15 protein-coding genes are annotated in these 17,286 nt (G+C 65.5%); 10 read left to right on the top strand and 5 right to left on the bottom strand.

What is annotated here, in order from left to right; all coding sequences use genetic code 11:
• Positions 1–3: 3 nt before the first annotated feature.
• The 7 genes from KY572_RS25430 (at position 4) to KY572_RS25400 (ending at position 7,509) form a co-directional block, all read left to right on the top strand.
• Positions 4–153 carry a helix-turn-helix domain-containing protein gene (locus tag KY572_RS25430; protein ID WP_317987896.1) on the top strand — a complete coding sequence of 50 codons (150 nt, stop codon included), beginning with the start codon at positions 4–6 and terminating at the stop codon, positions 151–153.
• Positions 154–631: 478 nt separating this feature from the next.
• Positions 632–2,575, top strand: a complete 1,944-nt coding sequence (locus tag KY572_RS25425) for an ATP-binding protein (RefSeq protein ID WP_224245547.1) — start codon at positions 632–634, stop codon at positions 2,573–2,575.
• Entirely contained in the window at positions 2,575–3,147 is a 573-nt protein-coding gene (dps, locus tag KY572_RS25420) for a DNA starvation/stationary phase protection protein Dps (RefSeq protein WP_317987895.1), read from the top strand. Before KY572_RS25425 ends, dps begins: the two co-directional genes overlap by 1 nt.
• A 322-nt stretch (positions 3,148–3,469) precedes the next feature.
• Positions 3,470–5,377 (top strand): ATP-binding protein, encoded by a 1,908-nt coding sequence (locus KY572_RS25415; protein ID WP_224245546.1) that lies wholly within the window; start codon positions 3,470–3,472, stop codon positions 5,375–5,377.
• Between the two features lie 755 nt (positions 5,378–6,132).
• Positions 6,133–6,519, top strand: a complete 387-nt coding sequence (locus tag KY572_RS25410) for a DUF6310 domain-containing protein (protein WP_224245545.1) — start codon at positions 6,133–6,135, stop codon at positions 6,517–6,519.
• A complete protein-coding gene (locus KY572_RS25405) occupies positions 6,516–7,274 on the top strand; it encodes a DUF5953 family protein (RefSeq protein WP_224245544.1) in 759 nt (252 codons plus the stop codon). Before KY572_RS25410 ends, KY572_RS25405 begins: the two co-directional genes overlap by 4 nt.
• 70 nt (positions 7,275–7,344) lie before the next feature.
• Positions 7,345–7,509: a helix-turn-helix domain-containing protein gene (locus KY572_RS25400; RefSeq protein WP_224245543.1), complete on the top strand. Its 165-nt coding sequence runs from the start codon at positions 7,345–7,347 to the stop codon at positions 7,507–7,509.
• Positions 7,510–7,578: 69 nt separating this feature from the next.
• On the opposite strand, the gene KY572_RS25395 is transcribed toward KY572_RS25400, so the two are convergent.
• Positions 7,579–8,370, bottom strand: coding sequence for a helix-turn-helix domain-containing protein (locus tag KY572_RS25395; protein WP_224245542.1), 792 nt, complete (start codon positions 8,368–8,370; stop codon positions 7,579–7,581).
• 107 nt (positions 8,371–8,477) lie between these two features.
• On the opposite strand from KY572_RS25395, the gene KY572_RS25390 reads away from it, so the two are divergent.
• Both KY572_RS25390 and KY572_RS25385 read left to right on the top strand, forming a co-directional pair.
• A complete protein-coding gene (locus KY572_RS25390; protein ID WP_224245541.1) occupies positions 8,478–9,473 on the top strand; it encodes an aldo/keto reductase in 996 nt (331 codons plus the stop codon).
• 207 nt (positions 9,474–9,680) lie between these two features.
• Complete coding sequence (locus KY572_RS25385; RefSeq protein WP_224245540.1) at positions 9,681–10,109, top strand: protein kinase domain-containing protein; 429 nt, start codon at positions 9,681–9,683, stop codon at positions 10,107–10,109.
• On the opposite strand, the gene KY572_RS25380 is transcribed toward KY572_RS25385, so the two are convergent.
• Complete coding sequence (locus KY572_RS25380; protein WP_224245539.1) at positions 10,103–11,032, bottom strand: alpha/beta hydrolase family protein; 930 nt, start codon at positions 11,030–11,032, stop codon at positions 10,103–10,105. The genes KY572_RS25385 and KY572_RS25380 overlap by 7 nt on opposite strands.
• Before the next feature lie 1,348 nt (positions 11,033–12,380).
• Here KY572_RS25380 and KY572_RS25375 point away from each other — a divergent pair.
• Positions 12,381–12,473 (top strand): hypothetical protein, encoded by a 93-nt coding sequence (locus KY572_RS25375; protein ID WP_317987894.1) that lies wholly within the window; start codon positions 12,381–12,383, stop codon positions 12,471–12,473.
• Between the two features lie 14 nt (positions 12,474–12,487).
• Here the strand turns inward: KY572_RS25375 and KY572_RS25370 are convergent, their stop codons facing one another.
• Genes KY572_RS25370 through KY572_RS25360 form a run of 3 tightly spaced genes read right to left on the bottom strand, consistent with a single transcriptional unit; the run spans position 12,488 to position 17,253 of the window.
• On the bottom strand, positions 12,488–12,967 hold the full coding sequence (locus KY572_RS25370; RefSeq protein ID WP_224245538.1) for a hypothetical protein: 480 nt from the start codon (positions 12,965–12,967) through the stop codon (positions 12,488–12,490).
• A gap of 9 nt (positions 12,968–12,976) precedes the next feature.
• Positions 12,977–16,537: an AAA family ATPase gene (locus tag KY572_RS25365; protein WP_224245537.1), complete on the bottom strand. Its 3,561-nt coding sequence runs from the start codon at positions 16,535–16,537 to the stop codon at positions 12,977–12,979.
• On the bottom strand, positions 16,534–17,253 hold the full coding sequence (locus KY572_RS25360) for a hypothetical protein (protein WP_224245536.1): 720 nt from the start codon (positions 17,251–17,253) through the stop codon (positions 16,534–16,536). The genes KY572_RS25365 and KY572_RS25360 overlap by 4 nt, the downstream gene beginning before the upstream one ends.
• Between the last annotated feature and the right edge of the window lie 33 nt (positions 17,254–17,286).

Here is a 17,286-nt window from a genome sequence, read left to right as displayed (position 1 = left end):
CAGATGATGCAGCGCCTGGAGCGCCAGCTCATCGAGAGCACCTTGCGCCGCTGCCACTTCCACAAGGACCGCGCCGCGAAGGAGCTGGGGCTGGCCCGCTCCTCCCTCTTCAAGCGGCTCAAGCAGTGGGGTCTCACCCCAGAGGAGGACTGAGCCGCCTGAAGCAACGACTTCAACCCCGGCGGCTTCATGAGGACCCCAGACCGCTTGGATTCTCGGGATGGAGGCGGCGGGAATCGAAGCCGTGTAGGGGGTAAAGCGGCCTGCTCTGAAAAACAGCGCCCCCTCGGTTTCCCTCTAAAAATCGGCCCCTCGAAGCGTCCACACGCGTCCGCACGCATCCGGCCAATTTGGTCCTTTTTTGGTCCTCAGATTACCTCAGGACCTGGCGGGAGAATCAGCACGCAGCTCGTGGTGGGCGCTGCGGCCTCGTGATGCATCCAGGGCGGACGTGGGGCTCATCGGACGTGCGCCTTGTGGTGCGCGCTGGAGGCGTGTGGGCGCCCAGACAAGCCGGACACGGGCCACGTCGACGCGCGACTCGTGGTATGCGATGGGGCCAAAGCCCCAGCATTCTTACGCGACATCTGCACGCATTCTCAAGGCCTAGGCGGTATGCTGCGGCACACAGATGACTCTCATCCAGCGCAGAATCGACCAGCGTAACCTTGTCCGCGAACTCGCGAACAACAAGGTGGACGCACTTGAACTCATTCGCGAGGCCTTGGCGAATGCCCGCGACCACGGCGCATCCTCCGTCTGGATTCGGACGGCCCGAGGTGCGCCCCCCGCGCTCCCCATCGACGTCTTGATCATCAACGACGGCGAAGGAATGACCGAGGCTCAACTTGAGGCCTTCTGGGGCATCTCTGCCTCCGTGAAACCTCCTGGAGGAGGTTCGATCGGTTACAAAGGGCACGGCACCAAACTCTACTTTGCCGCTCGGCGCCTCAGCGTAGCCTCCAGGGCCGAGGGAGCAGCCGAGTGGACCCTAACCACGCTCGACAACCCCCTGGAATCGGATTCGAGGGTTGTGGATCAGGTGCCTCTGCCTGCAGAGCATGTGCTCGGCAAGGAACTTGAGCACCTAGGTCTCCTCTCTCGCAAGGGTGTTGCTATTCTCGTGGAGGGCTGCCACTTCCGAGATGCGGCCGAGCGCTTCATGTCGCGCCGTGCGATCGAGACCTACTGCGATTGGTTCACGGTGATTGGAGATATCCGCTCGGGCGTGTTCGACTCCAGGAGCGAGTTCCACGATACTGTTCATCACAAGAAGGATCTTGCTCGTCTTCGCATCCATGAGTCGCCCCTTGTTCCCATGACGATTCACCTACGGGTGAACGGTGAAGATGCCTACCGACCGCTGGGGTTTGGGCCCACCAAGCCTGCAGCCGACTTCCTCCTGGCTTGGAAGGAAGACAAGGACCGGTGGGCCAAGGATCATCCCGGCATGGCAGCCTTCGGCCACCGCTTCGCGGATCACCATGAGGCAGAGCGAGGCGCGGTTCGTGTCCGGGACGACCTGACGGCCTTGTGTCTTACCCCCGTCGACGGCTTCATGGACGCATCTCCGTACGCGCTGGTGATGCGTGTCGAAGGCCAGCGGCGGCAACTCAACTCCTACTTGGAGGGCTCACGCCAGCCTGTGGGCGGCGAGTACGACTTTGATGAGCGCTTCGGGCTCTGGTTGTGCAAGGATTTTGTGCCCGTCGTTCAGCGCAACGATCTACTCCAAGCCGCGCTAACTCGTGCAACCGAGAAGGTTAAGAAGCGACTGCGATTCGACCTGAGCCGTACGCGCTTCTGGCAGGTGTTCGTGAACCATCAGGCTCTGGTGCTCACGGCGAACCGCAACGGCATGGCGAACGTCCGCGAGCACGAGGAGAAAATCGTGTCGCTGGTCTCCGACAGAATTGCGGAAGCGCTTAAAGAAGACGCGTTCCGTGAGTGGATTGTGAATCTTCAGTCCGCTGTCGTTCATGGGCGTCGCTCGAAGGAAATCGAAGCTATGAATACGCGGGCGGAGGCCGTCACCCAGTGGTTCCAGAAGAACGGTGGCGATGTTCAGCCGACCGAAGTCAAAGTGTTGGAATTGCTTGATGACGAGGCCTCACTGCGCCTCCCGAAGCCTACGAACGAGCAGGAGGTTTTCCTCCTCTACATGGTGTTGTCAGGGCGCTACCGTGTCCCGTTGCGTGTCATTGAGTATGACACCCGGCTGGGTGTCGACGCGATTGCCCAAGTAGTGGAGCATAAGTTGTTTGAACCACAGAAAGCTTGTGCGCGCGTGGAGTTCAAGTTCACGCTCCAGGGCAATCGGGCCGTGAATCACTTCTTTGACGCGATTGATGCCTTCATCTGCTGGAGTGTGTTAAGCACTGGGGAACTTCCAGAGGCCGGAGACGCGCCGCGCTCGGGCACCCTGCGCAAGCGAACCAAGCCCCTGCTGGCCTCTGGGCTTGACGCGTACGAACTGGAATATATCGATCCTAAGGGGGCATCACGCACCTTGCCCGTGATTGTTCTCGACCGGCTCTTTGCTAAACCGAAGAAAGCCCCGAAAAAAGAAAAGTAATCCACGAGGCCCACGTCGACACCACCCATCGGCCCAGACGCTCACGCCATAACCCCGCCTGTCTTGCCGTCCTGAAGCAGGCGCACTGGAACGTGCGAGGCAGGCAGTTCATCAGCCGGCACGAACTGTTCGACGACGTAGCCCACCACGTGCGCAAGCACGTCGACGAGTTCGCCGAGCGGGCCGGTGCTCTGGGAGGCTATGCCGAGGAAACCATCCGCCAAGCCGTCCGGAACAGCGCGCTGGACGAGTATGCCTACACGGCCATCAGCGGAGAGGAGCACGCCCGGGCGCTGGTAGACCGCATCTCCACGTATGAGGCCTCCATCCGGCAGGGCATCCACCGCAGCGAGAAGCTGGACGACCCGGCCACCGTGGACCTGTTCACCCGGCTCCTGGGAGAGCTCGAACAGGACCTGTGGTTCCTCGAGAGCCACCTGTACGGCTCGCCCCAGGCGTCTCGCACGGCGAGCACGTCCTTCGAGATTCCAGAAGGACTCTCCCCGTGTGAGTCATCCCTGGCCAAGGCGTGTTTCCGCTCCCCACTAGTGGGGAGCAACGCTCGGGCCTGAGCACGGAAGGAAGCCTTGGAGCGCCTAAGCCCTCCTCCTTCGTAACGAAGCTCTTGCTCCGGACGCGCGTCGTAACGTTCGCGGCTCCTGCGGATCTGGCCCAGCATGGGCGGCACGAGTCACCCAGTTCCGCGATCCCAGCGAGAGCAATCCGACGATCTGAGTGTTCCGCTGGGGCAAGTCGCTGACGCTCAACGACGCGGCGGTCCACCTACCGGGTCTGTGCAGAGGGCTCTACTTCAGAGCGTGCGGGGCTCCGACTCCGCTCCGGGCATTGCCCACCCATCAGCCGAAAAGTAAGGTACGCCAAGGAGGGAAAAGAATGGCTTTCAAGCCTGTGGAGTACAAAGAAGTGCAGAACTTCATCAATCGGGCCTACAACGAATGCCAAGCATTCCAATGGGCACGCGAGACGCTGAAGAACTCACTTGAGGCTGGAGCCAAGAAGGTACTCTTTGGCGTCGAATACCAAGCCGTCGAGAATCAAGGAGTCTACCGGCGGCTGATCGCCGACAACGGCAAGGGAATGACGGACAAGCAACTCTACGAATATTTCTCATACGCAGGCAGCGGCGAGAAACGTATCGGCGGAGAGCACGACAACTTCGGTATTGGCGCCAAGATTTCGCTGATGCCCTGGAATACGTATGGCATCGTCATCCTGTCTTGGGTTGATAACCGGGCCTCCATGATCTGGATTCAAAAGAATCCAAGAAGCGGAGAGTATGGCCTTCGCAGTTTCGAAGACTACGATGACGAGAACGTCGTCGAACCCTTCAATGATGTCGAGCACGGCTGCGACTGGCGCAAGATCAAACCCGAGATCATCACGGATCATGGAACTGTCATCGTCTTGCTCGGCAATTCGGCCAAGCAAGACACCATCTTGGGGGACCCCGAACGCCCCACGGAGAACAATGCCTCGAAGGGGCTCATCCACTACCTGAATCAAAGGTTCTGGACGCTCCCAGAAGGGACTGAAATCACAGTCAATCGGTTCCTGAACGACAACGACAAGGACAGTTGGCCCAAGAACGCGCGAGAAGGGCGCCTCGTGCTCGATGATGGCTCTCGGAAAGGCTCGTTCATCAATCTGTACGGAAGCCAGGCTCATATCACTCAGGAGCGCAAACAAAAGAAACCGGAGGTTGTTTCCGGCGAGGTGTCGCTGTCCGACGGCACGCGAGCGCACTGGTTCCTGCTCAAAAAGGGAGAGATGCCAGACGCAGCTCAAGGGCCGAGCACGAGCTTCATCGGCGTACTCTACAAGGATGAGTTGTATCAGGTCACGACTCATCACTCGGCCTACCGGACGATGGGGGTGACGCCCAAGACAGTCCGAACCAGGCTTTGGGTCATCCTCGAGCCCCCGGTGAATGACCCTCCGAAGACTCTCGGCGTGTATCCGGAAAGCGTTCGAAGCACGCTCAAGTACTCGAAAACGCCTGACCGCTCATTGCCACTGAATGACTGGTTGATTGAATTCGCCAAGCACATGCCGAATGAGGTTCAGCAAGCCCTGACAGAGGCGTTCGGAGATACCCACGACAATCCTCAGCTTACATCGAGATTGATGGAGCGTCTGTCTCAGTACATGAATCTCTGGGGCAAGAAGTTCAAGCAAAAGAAGCTGCTGGTCGTGGAGGGATTGAAGGAAGAATCTGTGGATATCACCACACCCGAGCCCAATGGACCGGGTGTAGTTGGTAACATCCAGGACGACAAAGCACAGTTTGAGTTCGACACCGGGCGACTGCGTCACACCCATGAGGCACGAACCCCCACTGAACTGCGCGCTGAGGGAACTGACCAGAAAAACGCTCGGAGCGTCACGCACCCTCGAGAGCCACCTCGAGTCATCTGGCGCGACAAGACGGACTTCGATGACCCAGAGAATCACCTCGCGCAATGGGTTGAGGTCTCAAACACCATTCAACTCAATGAGAACCATCGCGTCATCGTCGAGCAGACCGAGCGTTGGCAGTCACGCTATCCGGACCACATTGCGGAGGAGGTCGCTCGCAAGGTACGAGAGGTCTACCAAGCAGCAGTGCTCAGCGTCTTTCTCGCCACAGAGGCGCTGAGTCTGGGCAAGTATGATCGTGACAATCGCTTCCGCTCAGCTGATGCGCTGACCATCGCCTTGCTGGGCTACTTTCGTGAAGACGAAATACTCCGTCAGCAGTTAGCATATCTGGGTAAGGTGAAGACTGTGGGCTCCGAGACCTGATGATGGCAAACCTACGTGCATGGGCTCTAAAATCTACAGTTGTACTTTGAGACGCGAGTTCCTGCGTCGGTGCAGAGCTTGGCGATGGCACGATGGCGGCGTCGCCAGCGACTCCAGTGCAGGACAGAGTCGAGAGTTGGCCTCACCGACCAGACGAGGCTGAGCAGCAATCTCCTCCCCTGGAGCCTCGCCGCGCAGTTTGGCCGTCTCGATGAACTCTGCTTGCAGGCGGCGGGAGTCGAACCGCCGCTCTGAGTTTCTGGCAAGAGCGATCCAAATCGGTCGAGCGCGTTTCCGTATTCCCGCTTTGGCGAAGATCTTTCGGAACCTCCGTATCCACGAGCCCCGGCGAGATAGACTTGTCGTCCAACCCGGCCTCCTCTGCCCTTTCGCGGCCCCCTCCACCTGGAGTAGCGGTGAGCACCATGCCCTCCTCAGCCTGCGCCCTCCGCCAGGCCGTTGCCATTGCCGTCGCCGTTGCCGTTGCTGGGTGCGCCACCTCTCGAGAAGCGCCTGAGACGTACGCCTGGGCGCCTGTGCGCCCACCCGCTGTGCCCGGCACGGGCCTCCCCACCCGCGGGCAGCCAGGGCAGGTTCGCCCCCAGCCCCTGCCGAGGAGCCCGCACACGCGCGAGTTGCCGCCCACCTGGGAACCGGGCCTTTGGGCCGGAGACGCTCCTCGGGCCTCGCAGGAGCCGGAGGCGAGCCCCACACCGGAGAGCGCCAGAGCGAACAGGAGGGACCCGCCTGCCCCGGTGACGGCGGAGCGCCGCCGCCCAGAGTGCAATCCCATCCCGGTGCCACATGCGGGCGAAGATCCCCAGCATAACGAGTGCGCCGATAGGTTCCCGCCGAACCGCTACCCCGGCAATGACGTACTCGTTGACGGCAAGCGCTTTGATGCGCTGCAAGTCGGCATGAGTGTGCTGTGGGAGATCAAGACCCATCAATTTGACACGTACAGCGCCTTCATCCGGCGGCAGACGATCCTGGAGCAAGTGCCGTTGTTGCAGGAAGAGCGAGACAAGGCGGAGGCATGTGGCTATGGCTTCGTCATTGGGGTGAGCACCGAAGAGCACAAAGCCGCGCTAGAGGCGGAGGATCGCCTCCTCAATATCGTCGTCACGGGATGCAAACGATGACCACTCAAAATTCCCTCATCCTCATCGTCCATGCGCCAGCGTTCGCGGGTGACGACAGCCGCCCGCTCGCTGTCGTCCACGGAATCGAACGGGCGCTCCCCAGTGTGCGCTTGGAGTGGGAGCTCTCACAGGCAGGGCAGCCCATCGCGTTGCCGCAACGCGATAGGTGGCTCGCAGAGGCGAGCGCGCGCGGGAAGTTCCCGCTGCTGTGCAACGGCGACGAGAGTCATCCCGTGACGGTTACGGGGTGGGGAAGTCCTGCGCGCCAGAACGCAGGCGGCCAGCCCCAATTTGAAGTCCACGCAGAGCTGCCGCTGGATGCGGCCAGCATCGCGGCGGCGGCGGATGTGCTGGAAGGCGTGGCGGAGGGCGCACGCGCCTTCTGGGGGCATGCGACGCCGCGCGGCGCGGCCGTGGAGATTGCGAGGCAGACGAGAGATCCGGTGCGCAAGCCGGGGGTTCCGCCACGGGGGCTACCAGCGCTCAAGTTCCCAGATAAGTTCCGCTCGCCTGCGATTCCGCATTGCCTGGGGTGGCTGAACTACTGGTCGGCCGCCGCCGCACAAGGCATCGGGTTCCCAGACCCTGCCCGAGATGCAGACGTGCTCTCTCAGGCGCGGCGCACCAAGACGGGTGGCTGGGTCGTTCGGCTCACAGAGACGCCGCTCGATCTCGACATCCCCGAACACCTGGAGGCGCTCGTGCGCGCGTACGAACGTTTCCCGGAGATTGGCGGGCGCGTGACTCCTGCCTGAGGGATTCGAGCAGGAGTTCCACCACGCCGCCGAGGACACGGGCCCCCCGCCGCTCGAGCTACTGGAGGGCGTGACACTGGAGCAGATGATGCAGCGCCTGGAGCGCCAGCTCATCGAGAGCACCTTGCAGCGCTGCCACTTCCACAAGGACCGCGCCGCCAAGAAACTGGGGCTGGCCCGCTCCTCCCTCTTCAAGCGGCTCGAGCAGTGGGGCCTCACCCCAGAGGAGGACTGAGCCGCCTGAAGCAACGACTTCAACCCCGGCGGCTTCATGGGGAACCCAGACCCCTTGGCTTCTCGGGATTCAGGGGGATGTGCCGGACGGGTGGCGAATCCTTCGAGACTTCCCGTAACGCGCTGGCGTCGTCCCGACGAGCCGCCTGAAATGGTGCGTCAGCTGCGCTTGATCGTAGAAGCCCACTTGGGGCGCCACGTCGGACGCTCGCACGCCGCGATGGAGCAACTGCTTCGCGCGCGCGACGCGCAGGTGCGTCAGATAGGTATGCGGCGGCATTCCAATCTGCGCACGGAAGGCGCGGCACAGGTGGAACTTGTCGAGGCCTGCGAAGTCCGCGAGCTCATCAAGCGTGATCGAGTCGACGAGTCGCTCGCGGATGTAGTCCATCGCGCGCCGGACGGGGCGCGAATGGCCAGGATGCGCGTTGCTGATGACCGCAAGCGCACCCACCGCTTCCGCGACCGCGACTTCGAGCGAGAGGCGATCAACCCCTGCGCACGCGGCATTGAGGAGGCGGTGAAACGGCGCGGCGCGTGGGTCGTTCGCTTCGAGCTGAGCGATCGCCACCACCCTGCCTTCGCCCTGAACCTGAGCGACTTCGTGCGTGGGCAGCGTGACGGCCGTGAACATCGTCGGTCCGTGGTGGGCGAGATGGCGAACCACGTCGCCGGGCTGCTTGACCAGGATGCAGCCGGGCATGGAGCGCCAGACCCGGCCGCTGCCCCACCACTCGGTCTCGCCGTGCTCGATGCGCCCAACGCCGTAATATTCCTTCACCCCTGTATGCAGCGACGTGGTCGTCCCACGCACCACGTGCAGACCCGGCAGTGAGACGGGAAGCTCGGTGAAGCGATCCATCCCCTCAGGATAGTGCCTCGTGCGCGTTGGCGCTTGTCGATCCTTGGCGGAAGGATTGCGCCAAGGATCGACAAGTGCATGCGGTCGCCCATCCATAGAACAGGTCCATGCACGATCAACGAACCGACTCCCACTCGACGTCAGCAACCGCAGCGAGGACCGCTCCCAGGAGAATCGCACTCGGCTGCATGGGGCTGTCCGGCGCCTACGGCAAGACGGACGACGCGCAGAGCACCGCCGTCATTCACGCCGCGATCGAACGCGGCGTGAGTTTTCTCGATACCGCCGACTTCTACGGCTCGGGCCATAACGAGCTCCTCATCGGCAAGGCCATCGCCGGCCGCCGAGACCAGGTCCAGCTCTCGGTCAAGTTCGGCATGCTCCGCGGCGCCGACAAAAGCCTGGGAGGCATCGACGCGCGACCCGCGGCGGTGAAGGCCTTCCTCTCGTACTCGCTGGTTCGGCTCGGCACGGAATACGTTGACGTGTATCGCCCGGCGCGCTTGGACCCGGCGGTGCCCATCGAAGACACGATCGGCGCGATTGCCGACCTGGTGAAGTCCGGCTACGTGCGATCGATCGGGCTGTCCGAGGTCGGCCCCGAGACGATCCGTCGCGCGGCGAAGGTCCATCCAATCGCCGATCTCCAGATCGAGTACTCGATCGCAAGTCGTGATCCGGAGGACGCGATCTTTCCCGTGCTCGCGGAGCTCGGCATCGGCGCGACTCTGTACGGCGTGTTGTCGCGCGGACTGCTCTCGGCCAGCTCGATTGGCGCCGACGACTCGCGCGCCCACATGCCGCGGTTCGCTGGGGCGAATCGCGAAGCGAACGCCCAGATCGTCGCCGGTCTCCAGGGCCTCGCGAAGCGTTGGGGCATCACAGCGAGTCAGCTCGCGATCGGGTGGGTGCTCGGCAAGCAGCCGCGGTTCGTGCCGACGCTCGGAATGCGTACGATCCAGCAGCTGGACGAAGCGCTCGCTGCGAAGCCGTTGACCGCGGAGCAACTCGCCGAGGTCGAGGCGATCGCGCCGCGCGGTGCGATCGCAGGCACCCGCTACCCAGCCGCGCACATGACCACGCTCGATAGCGAGAAGCGCTGACTCATGCGTCTCCCACGGTCGAGCGTGGCGGGAGGGCCCTCACCGAACGTGCGCCCCGGGCTTGTTCCACTGACCGAGGCGGACCGGCTCAGTTGCAGCAGACCGTGACGTTGGCCCAGCAGCCGGTGCCCAACCGGTTACAGCTCCCACTGCAGGAGCCCGACGAGTAGATGTTGTAACGGCCCGAGGCGTTGCACTGGGGGGCGGGTGACGGACTTCGGGCTGGCGCGCAGCCGGGAGGCGGCCGAGCCACCGACGCCGCGAGCCGCTCCGGAAGAGCCGGTGCCCGCCCCCTCGCTGACGCGCATGGGGGCCCTCATCGGAACACCGGCCTACAAGGCCCCCGAGCAGCTCGAGGGCCGAACGGCGAGCACCCTCAGCGATCAGTTCAGCTTCAGCGTGGCGCTCTACGAGGCGCTGTACGGCAGGCGCCCTTTCGCGGGAGCCTCACGGCGGACACCGCGCGAGCCACCCTCGGGCGCTGGGGCGCCCGCGTGGCCGCACCGGGTGGTGCTACGCGGCCTGTCGGTGGAGCCCGAGGGCTGGTACGTGGAGACCGAGGAGGGCACGCAAGACTTCTACGTGGATGACGCGCGCTTCCTCCCCCTCACGGGGGCGAACACGAGCCGTCAATAGCCCACTGCTGGAGAGAGTGGAATGCCGAACCGATCCGCGAAGAAGGCGAGCACGTGGGCGTGCTCGAACACCACCTCCTGTGGGCGTTCCGTGAGGTGAGCGTGCTCGGGCACGATCATCAGTGAGACATCCTGCTGGCGGGCTTCGAGCGCACGCACAAAGGCGTCCGCGTCCGACAACGAGACCTTGGGATCGCGTCCTCCCAACATGAGGGCGACCGGGCTGCGCACCCGGTCCACATACGTCATGGGTGAGTTGGCCCGCAGCAGCTCGGGCTGGGTGACGGGATCTCCATACTCGGCCGTGCGACGGCGGCGCAGCTCGGCCGGTGCCTGGGAGAAGAAGGACAGCAGATCCGGCTTCGCCGCCAGGGCGAAACCCGCATCGTAGCTGCCCGCGAAGCGCGTCATCGCCAGCAGGGTCTGGTTGCCACCATAGCTCCAGCCGAGCGCCCCCAGCTTCGGCGCGTCGCCGTGGCGCGAGAGCCGAGCTCGCAGACATCGGCTGGCCGCTTCGAGGTCCGTCGCGGCTTCGAACCGCCTCGGACCGTCGTCAGCCATGGCCCAGTCCGCGCCGCAGGAGGCGCCACGCACGGCCGGCTCCGCGAAGACGAAGCCGGCGCGCAGGAAGAACTCCGCACGCCAGTGATATCCCGGCTGCGGGCAGCCTCCCGAGAAGTAGACGACCGCGGGGCAAGAGCGGTCCTCGCACTGGGGAGGGGTACGGACCTGGATGAGGAACCGCACCGTGCCGTTCTCGCACTCGAGCTGCTCCGGCGTGCGGGAACTCCAGTGGAGCCTCTTCCCTCCGTCCGCGAGCACGTCCGCCAGCGTGGCGACGAGCCGTGCGTCCGGCTCTCGACGGGGATAGCGCTGAGAGAGTGCCTCCCGCGAGGCTGGCCCACTGACGAGTGCCTCACCCACCACGCGTGGGGCATCCGCGTCGGCATGAGCAAAGGGCACTCGGGGCGGGACAGCGAGAGCCCTCGCGGGCCGCGCGCAGGCCATGACGAGCAGGAGGGACGCGGCGCAGGCAGCAAAAAGGAAGCGCATCGCCCCCATTCTAGACATCCGCCGAGGCCGGAGAAGTGTTCCGAGGTGATGACGCCGGGCTGCGCGGTGCTGGACCTATGGATACCCGGGCTGAACCGGCCGCTGTGTAAGCACAAGGTCCAATATCCATTGCCTGACGCGCCGTGTAGAGGGGGTGCCTACCAATACAGCCAACACAATGCAACACAGGGAGTCAGTGTGAGTGATTTGGGAAAGCCGTTTTCACAAGCAGTGGTCGGATTGCTTGCGACAGTGCCCAGTTTCCCGGGGAGTACACCTCTCGAGCATCGGACCAATCCATGGAAACCCCAGATCCTGCTCCGCGTGGGAGCCCACCTCATGCTCCTGCTTGTGGCAAGCGCGTGTGGCTCCTCATCCCCAGGCTGCGAAGCCGCTCCCTTCAAGGGAGCGGACCTGCGGCGCTGCGCCAGCCCTCGCTGGGAGCCTGTTCCGCAGCACGGAGAACTCCCTCCCGCCCTCTGGGAGGCGAGCGCCTCGTTCGCCCGGACAGAGGGTGACCGCCAGGTCGTCTATCGCTTCGGCGGCCAGCGTGAGAACTTCCCCAACGACTTCACCGTCAACGACTTCCATGCCTTGGACGTCTCCACGGCCACGTGGACGAAGCTGACCACGCCGGAAACGCCCGCCGCGCGTGCCGAGTCCCTGCTGATGCCCGGCCCGTGCGGTGAATGCGTGAGCATCGTGGGCGGGCGGGGCCGGTTCCGGACGGGCTCGGACCTGATGTTCCCCGAGATGTGGACCTACGACACCCTGGGACAGCGCTGGCACAGCGTGCCAGCGGAAGCGCTGGGAGACACGTTCGCCGTCCGGCGCTCCTCCGCCCTGGTGGTGGAAGTGCCGGAGGCGGGCTCTTCCAAGAGGACGTCCATCTACGCGGTGGGGGGGGTGGGCAACACGCTCCCACGCTTCGCCACGACGTCCACCGGCCTTCGCAATGATGTCGCCGTCTATGACCAGGACACGGGCTGGAGGCTCGTCCCCACTTCCGGCGAAAAGCCAGCCCCTCGGGCCTGGGTCGCCGGTGGATACGATCCCGACAGCCACGCGTTGCTGGTGTTCGGCGGCTACCGGCTCGGGGCGGATCAGGGGCCCTCGACACCGGCCGGGGAGCTGTTCGGTCCGACGAATTATGAGAACGACCTGTGGTCCTTGAGCCTGGAGACGCTCACGTGGACCCAGCTCCACCCCCGAGAAGACCATCAAGGTGCATCGCGCCCGTGTCATCCAGAAGCTGGGCGTGGACTCGGTGGCGGAGCTGGTGCGGTTCGTGGACCGGCTGGGCCAGGCCTGAGAGACCGCGCGGGGTCAGCGCCCGGTCCCCCTGTTGCCTGGCCGGGCAATCGTCGTCGCGGGCATGAGCGTGAACAGCACGCTCATGACAATCCGAGTGCCCACCAGGATGACGATCGCGAAGGTGAGGAGCGAGGCATAACCGCTGGTGTCCATCCGCAAGCCGCGCTGCATCTGGTTCGCCGCCCAGGTGGTGCCGACGAACAGCACGTACACCATCAGGATCGCGGGCCGGACCACCGGAATGCGGCCGAAGAACCGCCCGAGCCACTGACTCGAGAACACGTACCACACGGCCAGCGACGGCGGGATGAGCAGCGCGAGCTCGATGACGTTGGGGACGGGCTGATGCGTCCTGATCATCGAGACCAGATCCCTCAGCCGCAGGAAGATGGCCACCGCCATGTAGGGGAGTGACCAGGCCAGGAACACGAAGAAGCAGACGATGCCGAGGACCGTCAGGAATTGATTGATGTATCGGAAGGCCTTGTTCATCGCGGTGTCCTAGGCGTCGAAGTCGCTCGCGACCAGCGTGGAGAGCTGTTCCAGCGTGGGGCTGGCCAGCGCGGCGAGCCTCAGCGCCTGCTGGCGCTCCGCCTTCTCCAGCACGTTGCGCACGAAGCGCCCGTTGCCGGCATCGCGGCTTCCGGCCACCGCCGAGCAGAGCGACAGCAGCCGTGCCTCGGCGTCCGGGGTCAGCCTCATCCCGCGCTGCGCCAGGTTCCGGTGGGCGATGCGCACCAGCTCGTCCGGGGTGTAGTCGCGGAAGCTCAGCACGTTGGGGAAGCGCGACTTGAGCCCCGGATTGCTGGCCAGCAGCCGCTGGGTCTCACCGGTGTAGCCCGCGAGGATGACGAGCAGGTCATCCCGGTGGTCCTCCATCGCCTTGACCAGCGTGTCGAGCGCCTCGCGCCCGAAGCTGTCCTGCGCGTCGGCGACGAGCGCGTAGGCCTCGTCCACGAAGAGGACTCCGCCCAGGGCGGCTTCGATGCGCTCCCTCGTCTTGAGCGCCGTCTGCCCCACGTAGCCGGCGACGAGCCCGCTGCGATCCACCTCCACGAGCTGTCCGGTGGGCAGCACCCCGAGCTCCCGGAAGAGCTGCGCCAGGATGCGCGCCACCGTCGTCTTGCCGGTGCCAGGATTGCCGAGGAACACCATGTGCAGGGTCCGGGCTCCAGCGCTCGGCAGACCGGCCTTGCGGCGCTGGGCATCCACCAGGAGCTGGGCGCGCAGGCCGCGCACGAAGTCCTTCACCTCGTCCAGCCCGATGATCTCCTCCAGCCGCTGCATGGCGGGCGCGGACGCGGGGCTCCTGGCGTCCATCCCGAAGTCCTCTCGCGTGAGGGTGATCAGCTCGTCGGGGCTCGGGTTGGGCAGGTCCGCGACCCGCGCCGACTGCCGCCGCACCGCCTCCTCGATGAGGTTGCGGGCGAAGCGGCCGTTGCCCTGGTTCGGGTCCCTGCGGACCGTGCTCTGGCTGATCAGCTCGCTCAGCTCGGGCTCCATCCCCTCCACGAGCCGGAAGCCCCGGCCGTTCACCTCCTTGACGGCGATGGCCGCGAGCTCGGCCGGCGAGTAGTCCGGGAAGTGGATGGAGAGGGGGAAGCGCGAGCGCAGGCCGGAGTTGGACTTCAGGAACTCCCGCATCTCGTTCGGATAGCCGGCGAGGATGACCACGAGGTTCTCCCGGTGGTCCTCCATGGCCTTCACCAAGGTGTCGATGGCCTCCCTGCCGAGGGGATCCTCCCCGCGGGAGAGCGCATAGGCCTCGTCGATGAAGAGGATGCCTCCGAGCGCGCGGTCGATGAGCTTGCGCGTCTGCTGCGGCGTCTGCCCGGCGTAGGCGGAGACCAGCCCGCTCCGGTCGGTCTCGACGAGCTGCCCCGACTTGAGGACGCCCACCTCCTTGAGCATCCGTCCCACCAGGCGCGCCACGGTGGTCTTCCCCGTGCCTGGGTTGCCGAGGAAGAGCATGTTGAGGCTCTGCCGGCTCGAAGCGGACATGCCCGCGTCACGGCGTCGCTTGTCGGCGATCACCTGCTTGTACAGCGTGCGGAGCATCTGCTTGACCTGCTCCAGGCCGACGACCCTGGCCAGCTCCGCCTCGAGCTCGAACACCGCCGCCCGGGTCGGCTTGAAGTCCTCGGGCCGGAGCAGGTTCACCTCCTCCGGCGGAGGGCTCGCGTCCTTCTCCGAGGCCAGACGCTCCGCCTGGTGACGGATGGCCTCCTCCAGCAGGTTGCGCGCGAGCCGGCCGTTGCCGCCGTCCTTGCGCCCGGGAATCTGCCGCCGTGTCAGCTCCTCCTCGATGACGCGGGAGGTGCCCTCGGCGAGGCCGTAGCCCTGCGAGGCCGCGAGCCGCTGAAGGATCTGCCGCATCTCCTCGGGCGTGTAGTCCGGGAACTCGACCACGTGCGGGAAGCGGGACTTGAGGCCCGGGTTGGCGTCGAGGAACTGCTGCATCTCCTCGGTGTAGCCGGCCACCACGACGAGCAGGTTGTCGCGGTGGTCCTCCATGGCCTTCACCAGGGCGTCGATGGCCTCGCGGCCGAACGGATCGGACGCGTTGCGGGAGAGCGTGTAGGCCTCGTCGATGAAGAGGACTCCGCCGAGCGCGCGCTCTACCTGCGCCTTCACCTGGGGCGCGGTCTGCCCCACATAGCCAGCCACGAGGTCCTGCCGGGTGACTTCGACGAGGTGCCCGCTGGCGAGCACGCCCGCCTCGCGCAGGGCGCGCGCCACCAGCCGGGCCACCGTCGTCTTGCCCGTGCCGGGGTTGCCGGTGAAGACCATGTGCAGGGACTGGGCCTGCGTCCGGCTCCCCTGCGCGCTCCGCTCGCGCTGGAGCCGCGCCGTGCGCTGCACGGTGCGCACGAAGGACTTGACGTTCGCGAGCCCCACCACCTTGTCCAGCTCGGCGAGCGCGCCAGACTCCTCGGCCGGACGGCGGCTCCCGGTGTCCACCTTGTGGTGCTGGGCCCCCTGGACCAGGACGAAGCCCCCCTCCCCGTGCTCCACGGTGGCGGGGGCCTTGCCGAGCTCGGCGCGGGCGGCAAGGGCCGCCACCGGCGCGCGGATGTCCTCCAGCGTCGCGACCACGCCATGTCCGTAGTCGCCGCGCAGCATGGCCTCGGAGGCGATGGCGGAGAGCGCCGCGTCCGAGAAGGAGAGCCCGATGCGGGTGCGCGCCTGGAACTGCTGGGTGAACTCCGTGGCCTTGGCCCGGGCAATGTGCCGCAGGCGCTCCGGAGTCGGCGCGGAGAGGAGGATCGTATCGGTGACCGTCTCCCAGAAGCGGGAGCCGATGCGGTCCTTGAGCGCGGAGGGGATGACGCCCGGCTCGGGCGTGGGCGAGCACCCCGCGGAGGTCATGAACAAGATGAAGCAGTTGTCGAGGCTGAGGCGGTTGCCTCCGAGCCAGGCCTCTCCCGAGGTGACCAGCGGCTGCAGGAAGGCGAGCACCGAGGCGGAGACGGTCTCGACGCGGTTGAAGACGTAGACGCGCCGGTTGCCCTGGACGACCAGGGGCAGCAGCCGCTCCTCGAAGAGCCGCGTGTGTCCGTCCGCGGAGGCGTAGTCGGAGAGCTCGATCTCCTCGTACTCAGGGGACGCCGCGAGTCCAGCCTCCGCGAGCGCCTGCACGAAGGCGGTGGCGGCGTGGCTCTTGCCACACCCGGCGACGCCCCCCAGGAGCAGGATGCCCGCGGGCTTGTCGGGCGCGATGCCTCCCATGAGCCACCGGCCGATGGCGGCCAGCATCGACTCCACCGTCTCCGGCTGGTGCTCGAGCCGCCGTGCCAGCGCGTCGCGCACCGCGGCCAGCTTCTTGTCGAGCTTTCCCCCTTCCAGCGCGGGGGGAGGCGGGGCCTCGAGCTTCTGGGGGGTGGGCGCGATGGAGGAGCGCGCCGGAGCGGCCGCCATCAGCTGGCCGTTCGGGGTCGCTCCCGCCTGGAGCGAGGCCGCCTGGCGCTGGGGCAGCTCCTGCGGGACGGGAGTCTTCCCGGTCAGGATGTCGAGGAGCTGCAGCTCGGGGAAAAGGCGGCGTGACCAGGGGAGGGAGCTCATGGCCGTGCCCCGGTCTGCCCCGGAGCCTCGAAGTGGTACTGGTTCAAGGACTCAGGCCGGGTGCTGTTGGTGATGCTGGTGCTGATGGCCGGGAAGTTGATGGCGTAGGTGATGCCACCGCCGCCGTCGCGCAGGCCGAGCACCTCCAGCTTTCCGACGGGGACCTTCACCGAGATGGGCGCGTGCATGAGCGAGAGGGGCTGGCTGGCGATCTGCCCGTTCACCCGGAGCTGGATGACATCTCCGTCCTCGGCGGCGTAGTCCCAGACCTTGATCTCGAGCTCGGAAGTCCCGGTCGGGGCCTGGAGCGTGTAGTCCCTGCCTTCGGCGATGGCATCGAACGAGGCGATGATGGTGCCCGCCGTCATGGCCTTCACCCCCGAGGTGAGACCGGTGGCCTGGGTTCCGGCGGAGCCAGTGCCCGCCGAGGCGCTGCCCTTCGGCTGGGAGAAGGAGGAGGCGCTCTGCTTGTTGGCGATCTCCTCGTGCTTCTTGTCGACCCGGACGAGCAGACCCAGGGCGACCAGCGCGACGAGCACGGGGACCGCCTTGCTCAGCAGGAGCATGAAGGGGTTGGGCTCCTGCCAGCCCTGCGCGGGCTGCTCCACCTGTCGCGGGGGCTCGACGGACGGGTGTTGCGCGGCGCTGCGGGTGCTCGGCTGGTCCGGGGCACTGCGCTGCGGGTGCTCCTGTGCGTCGGAAGCATTGTTGGTCATGCGTCTCTAAGCGCCCAGTAGGAATGTGGTGAC

It is taken from the genome of Hyalangium gracile, from assembly GCF_020103725.1.
In the GTDB taxonomy this organism is placed as follows: Bacteria; Myxococcota; Myxococcia; order Myxococcales; family Myxococcaceae; genus Hyalangium; species Hyalangium gracile.
The sequence above is the reverse complement of the archived record's forward strand: the minus strand, read 5'-3'. Positions and strand labels throughout refer to the sequence as shown.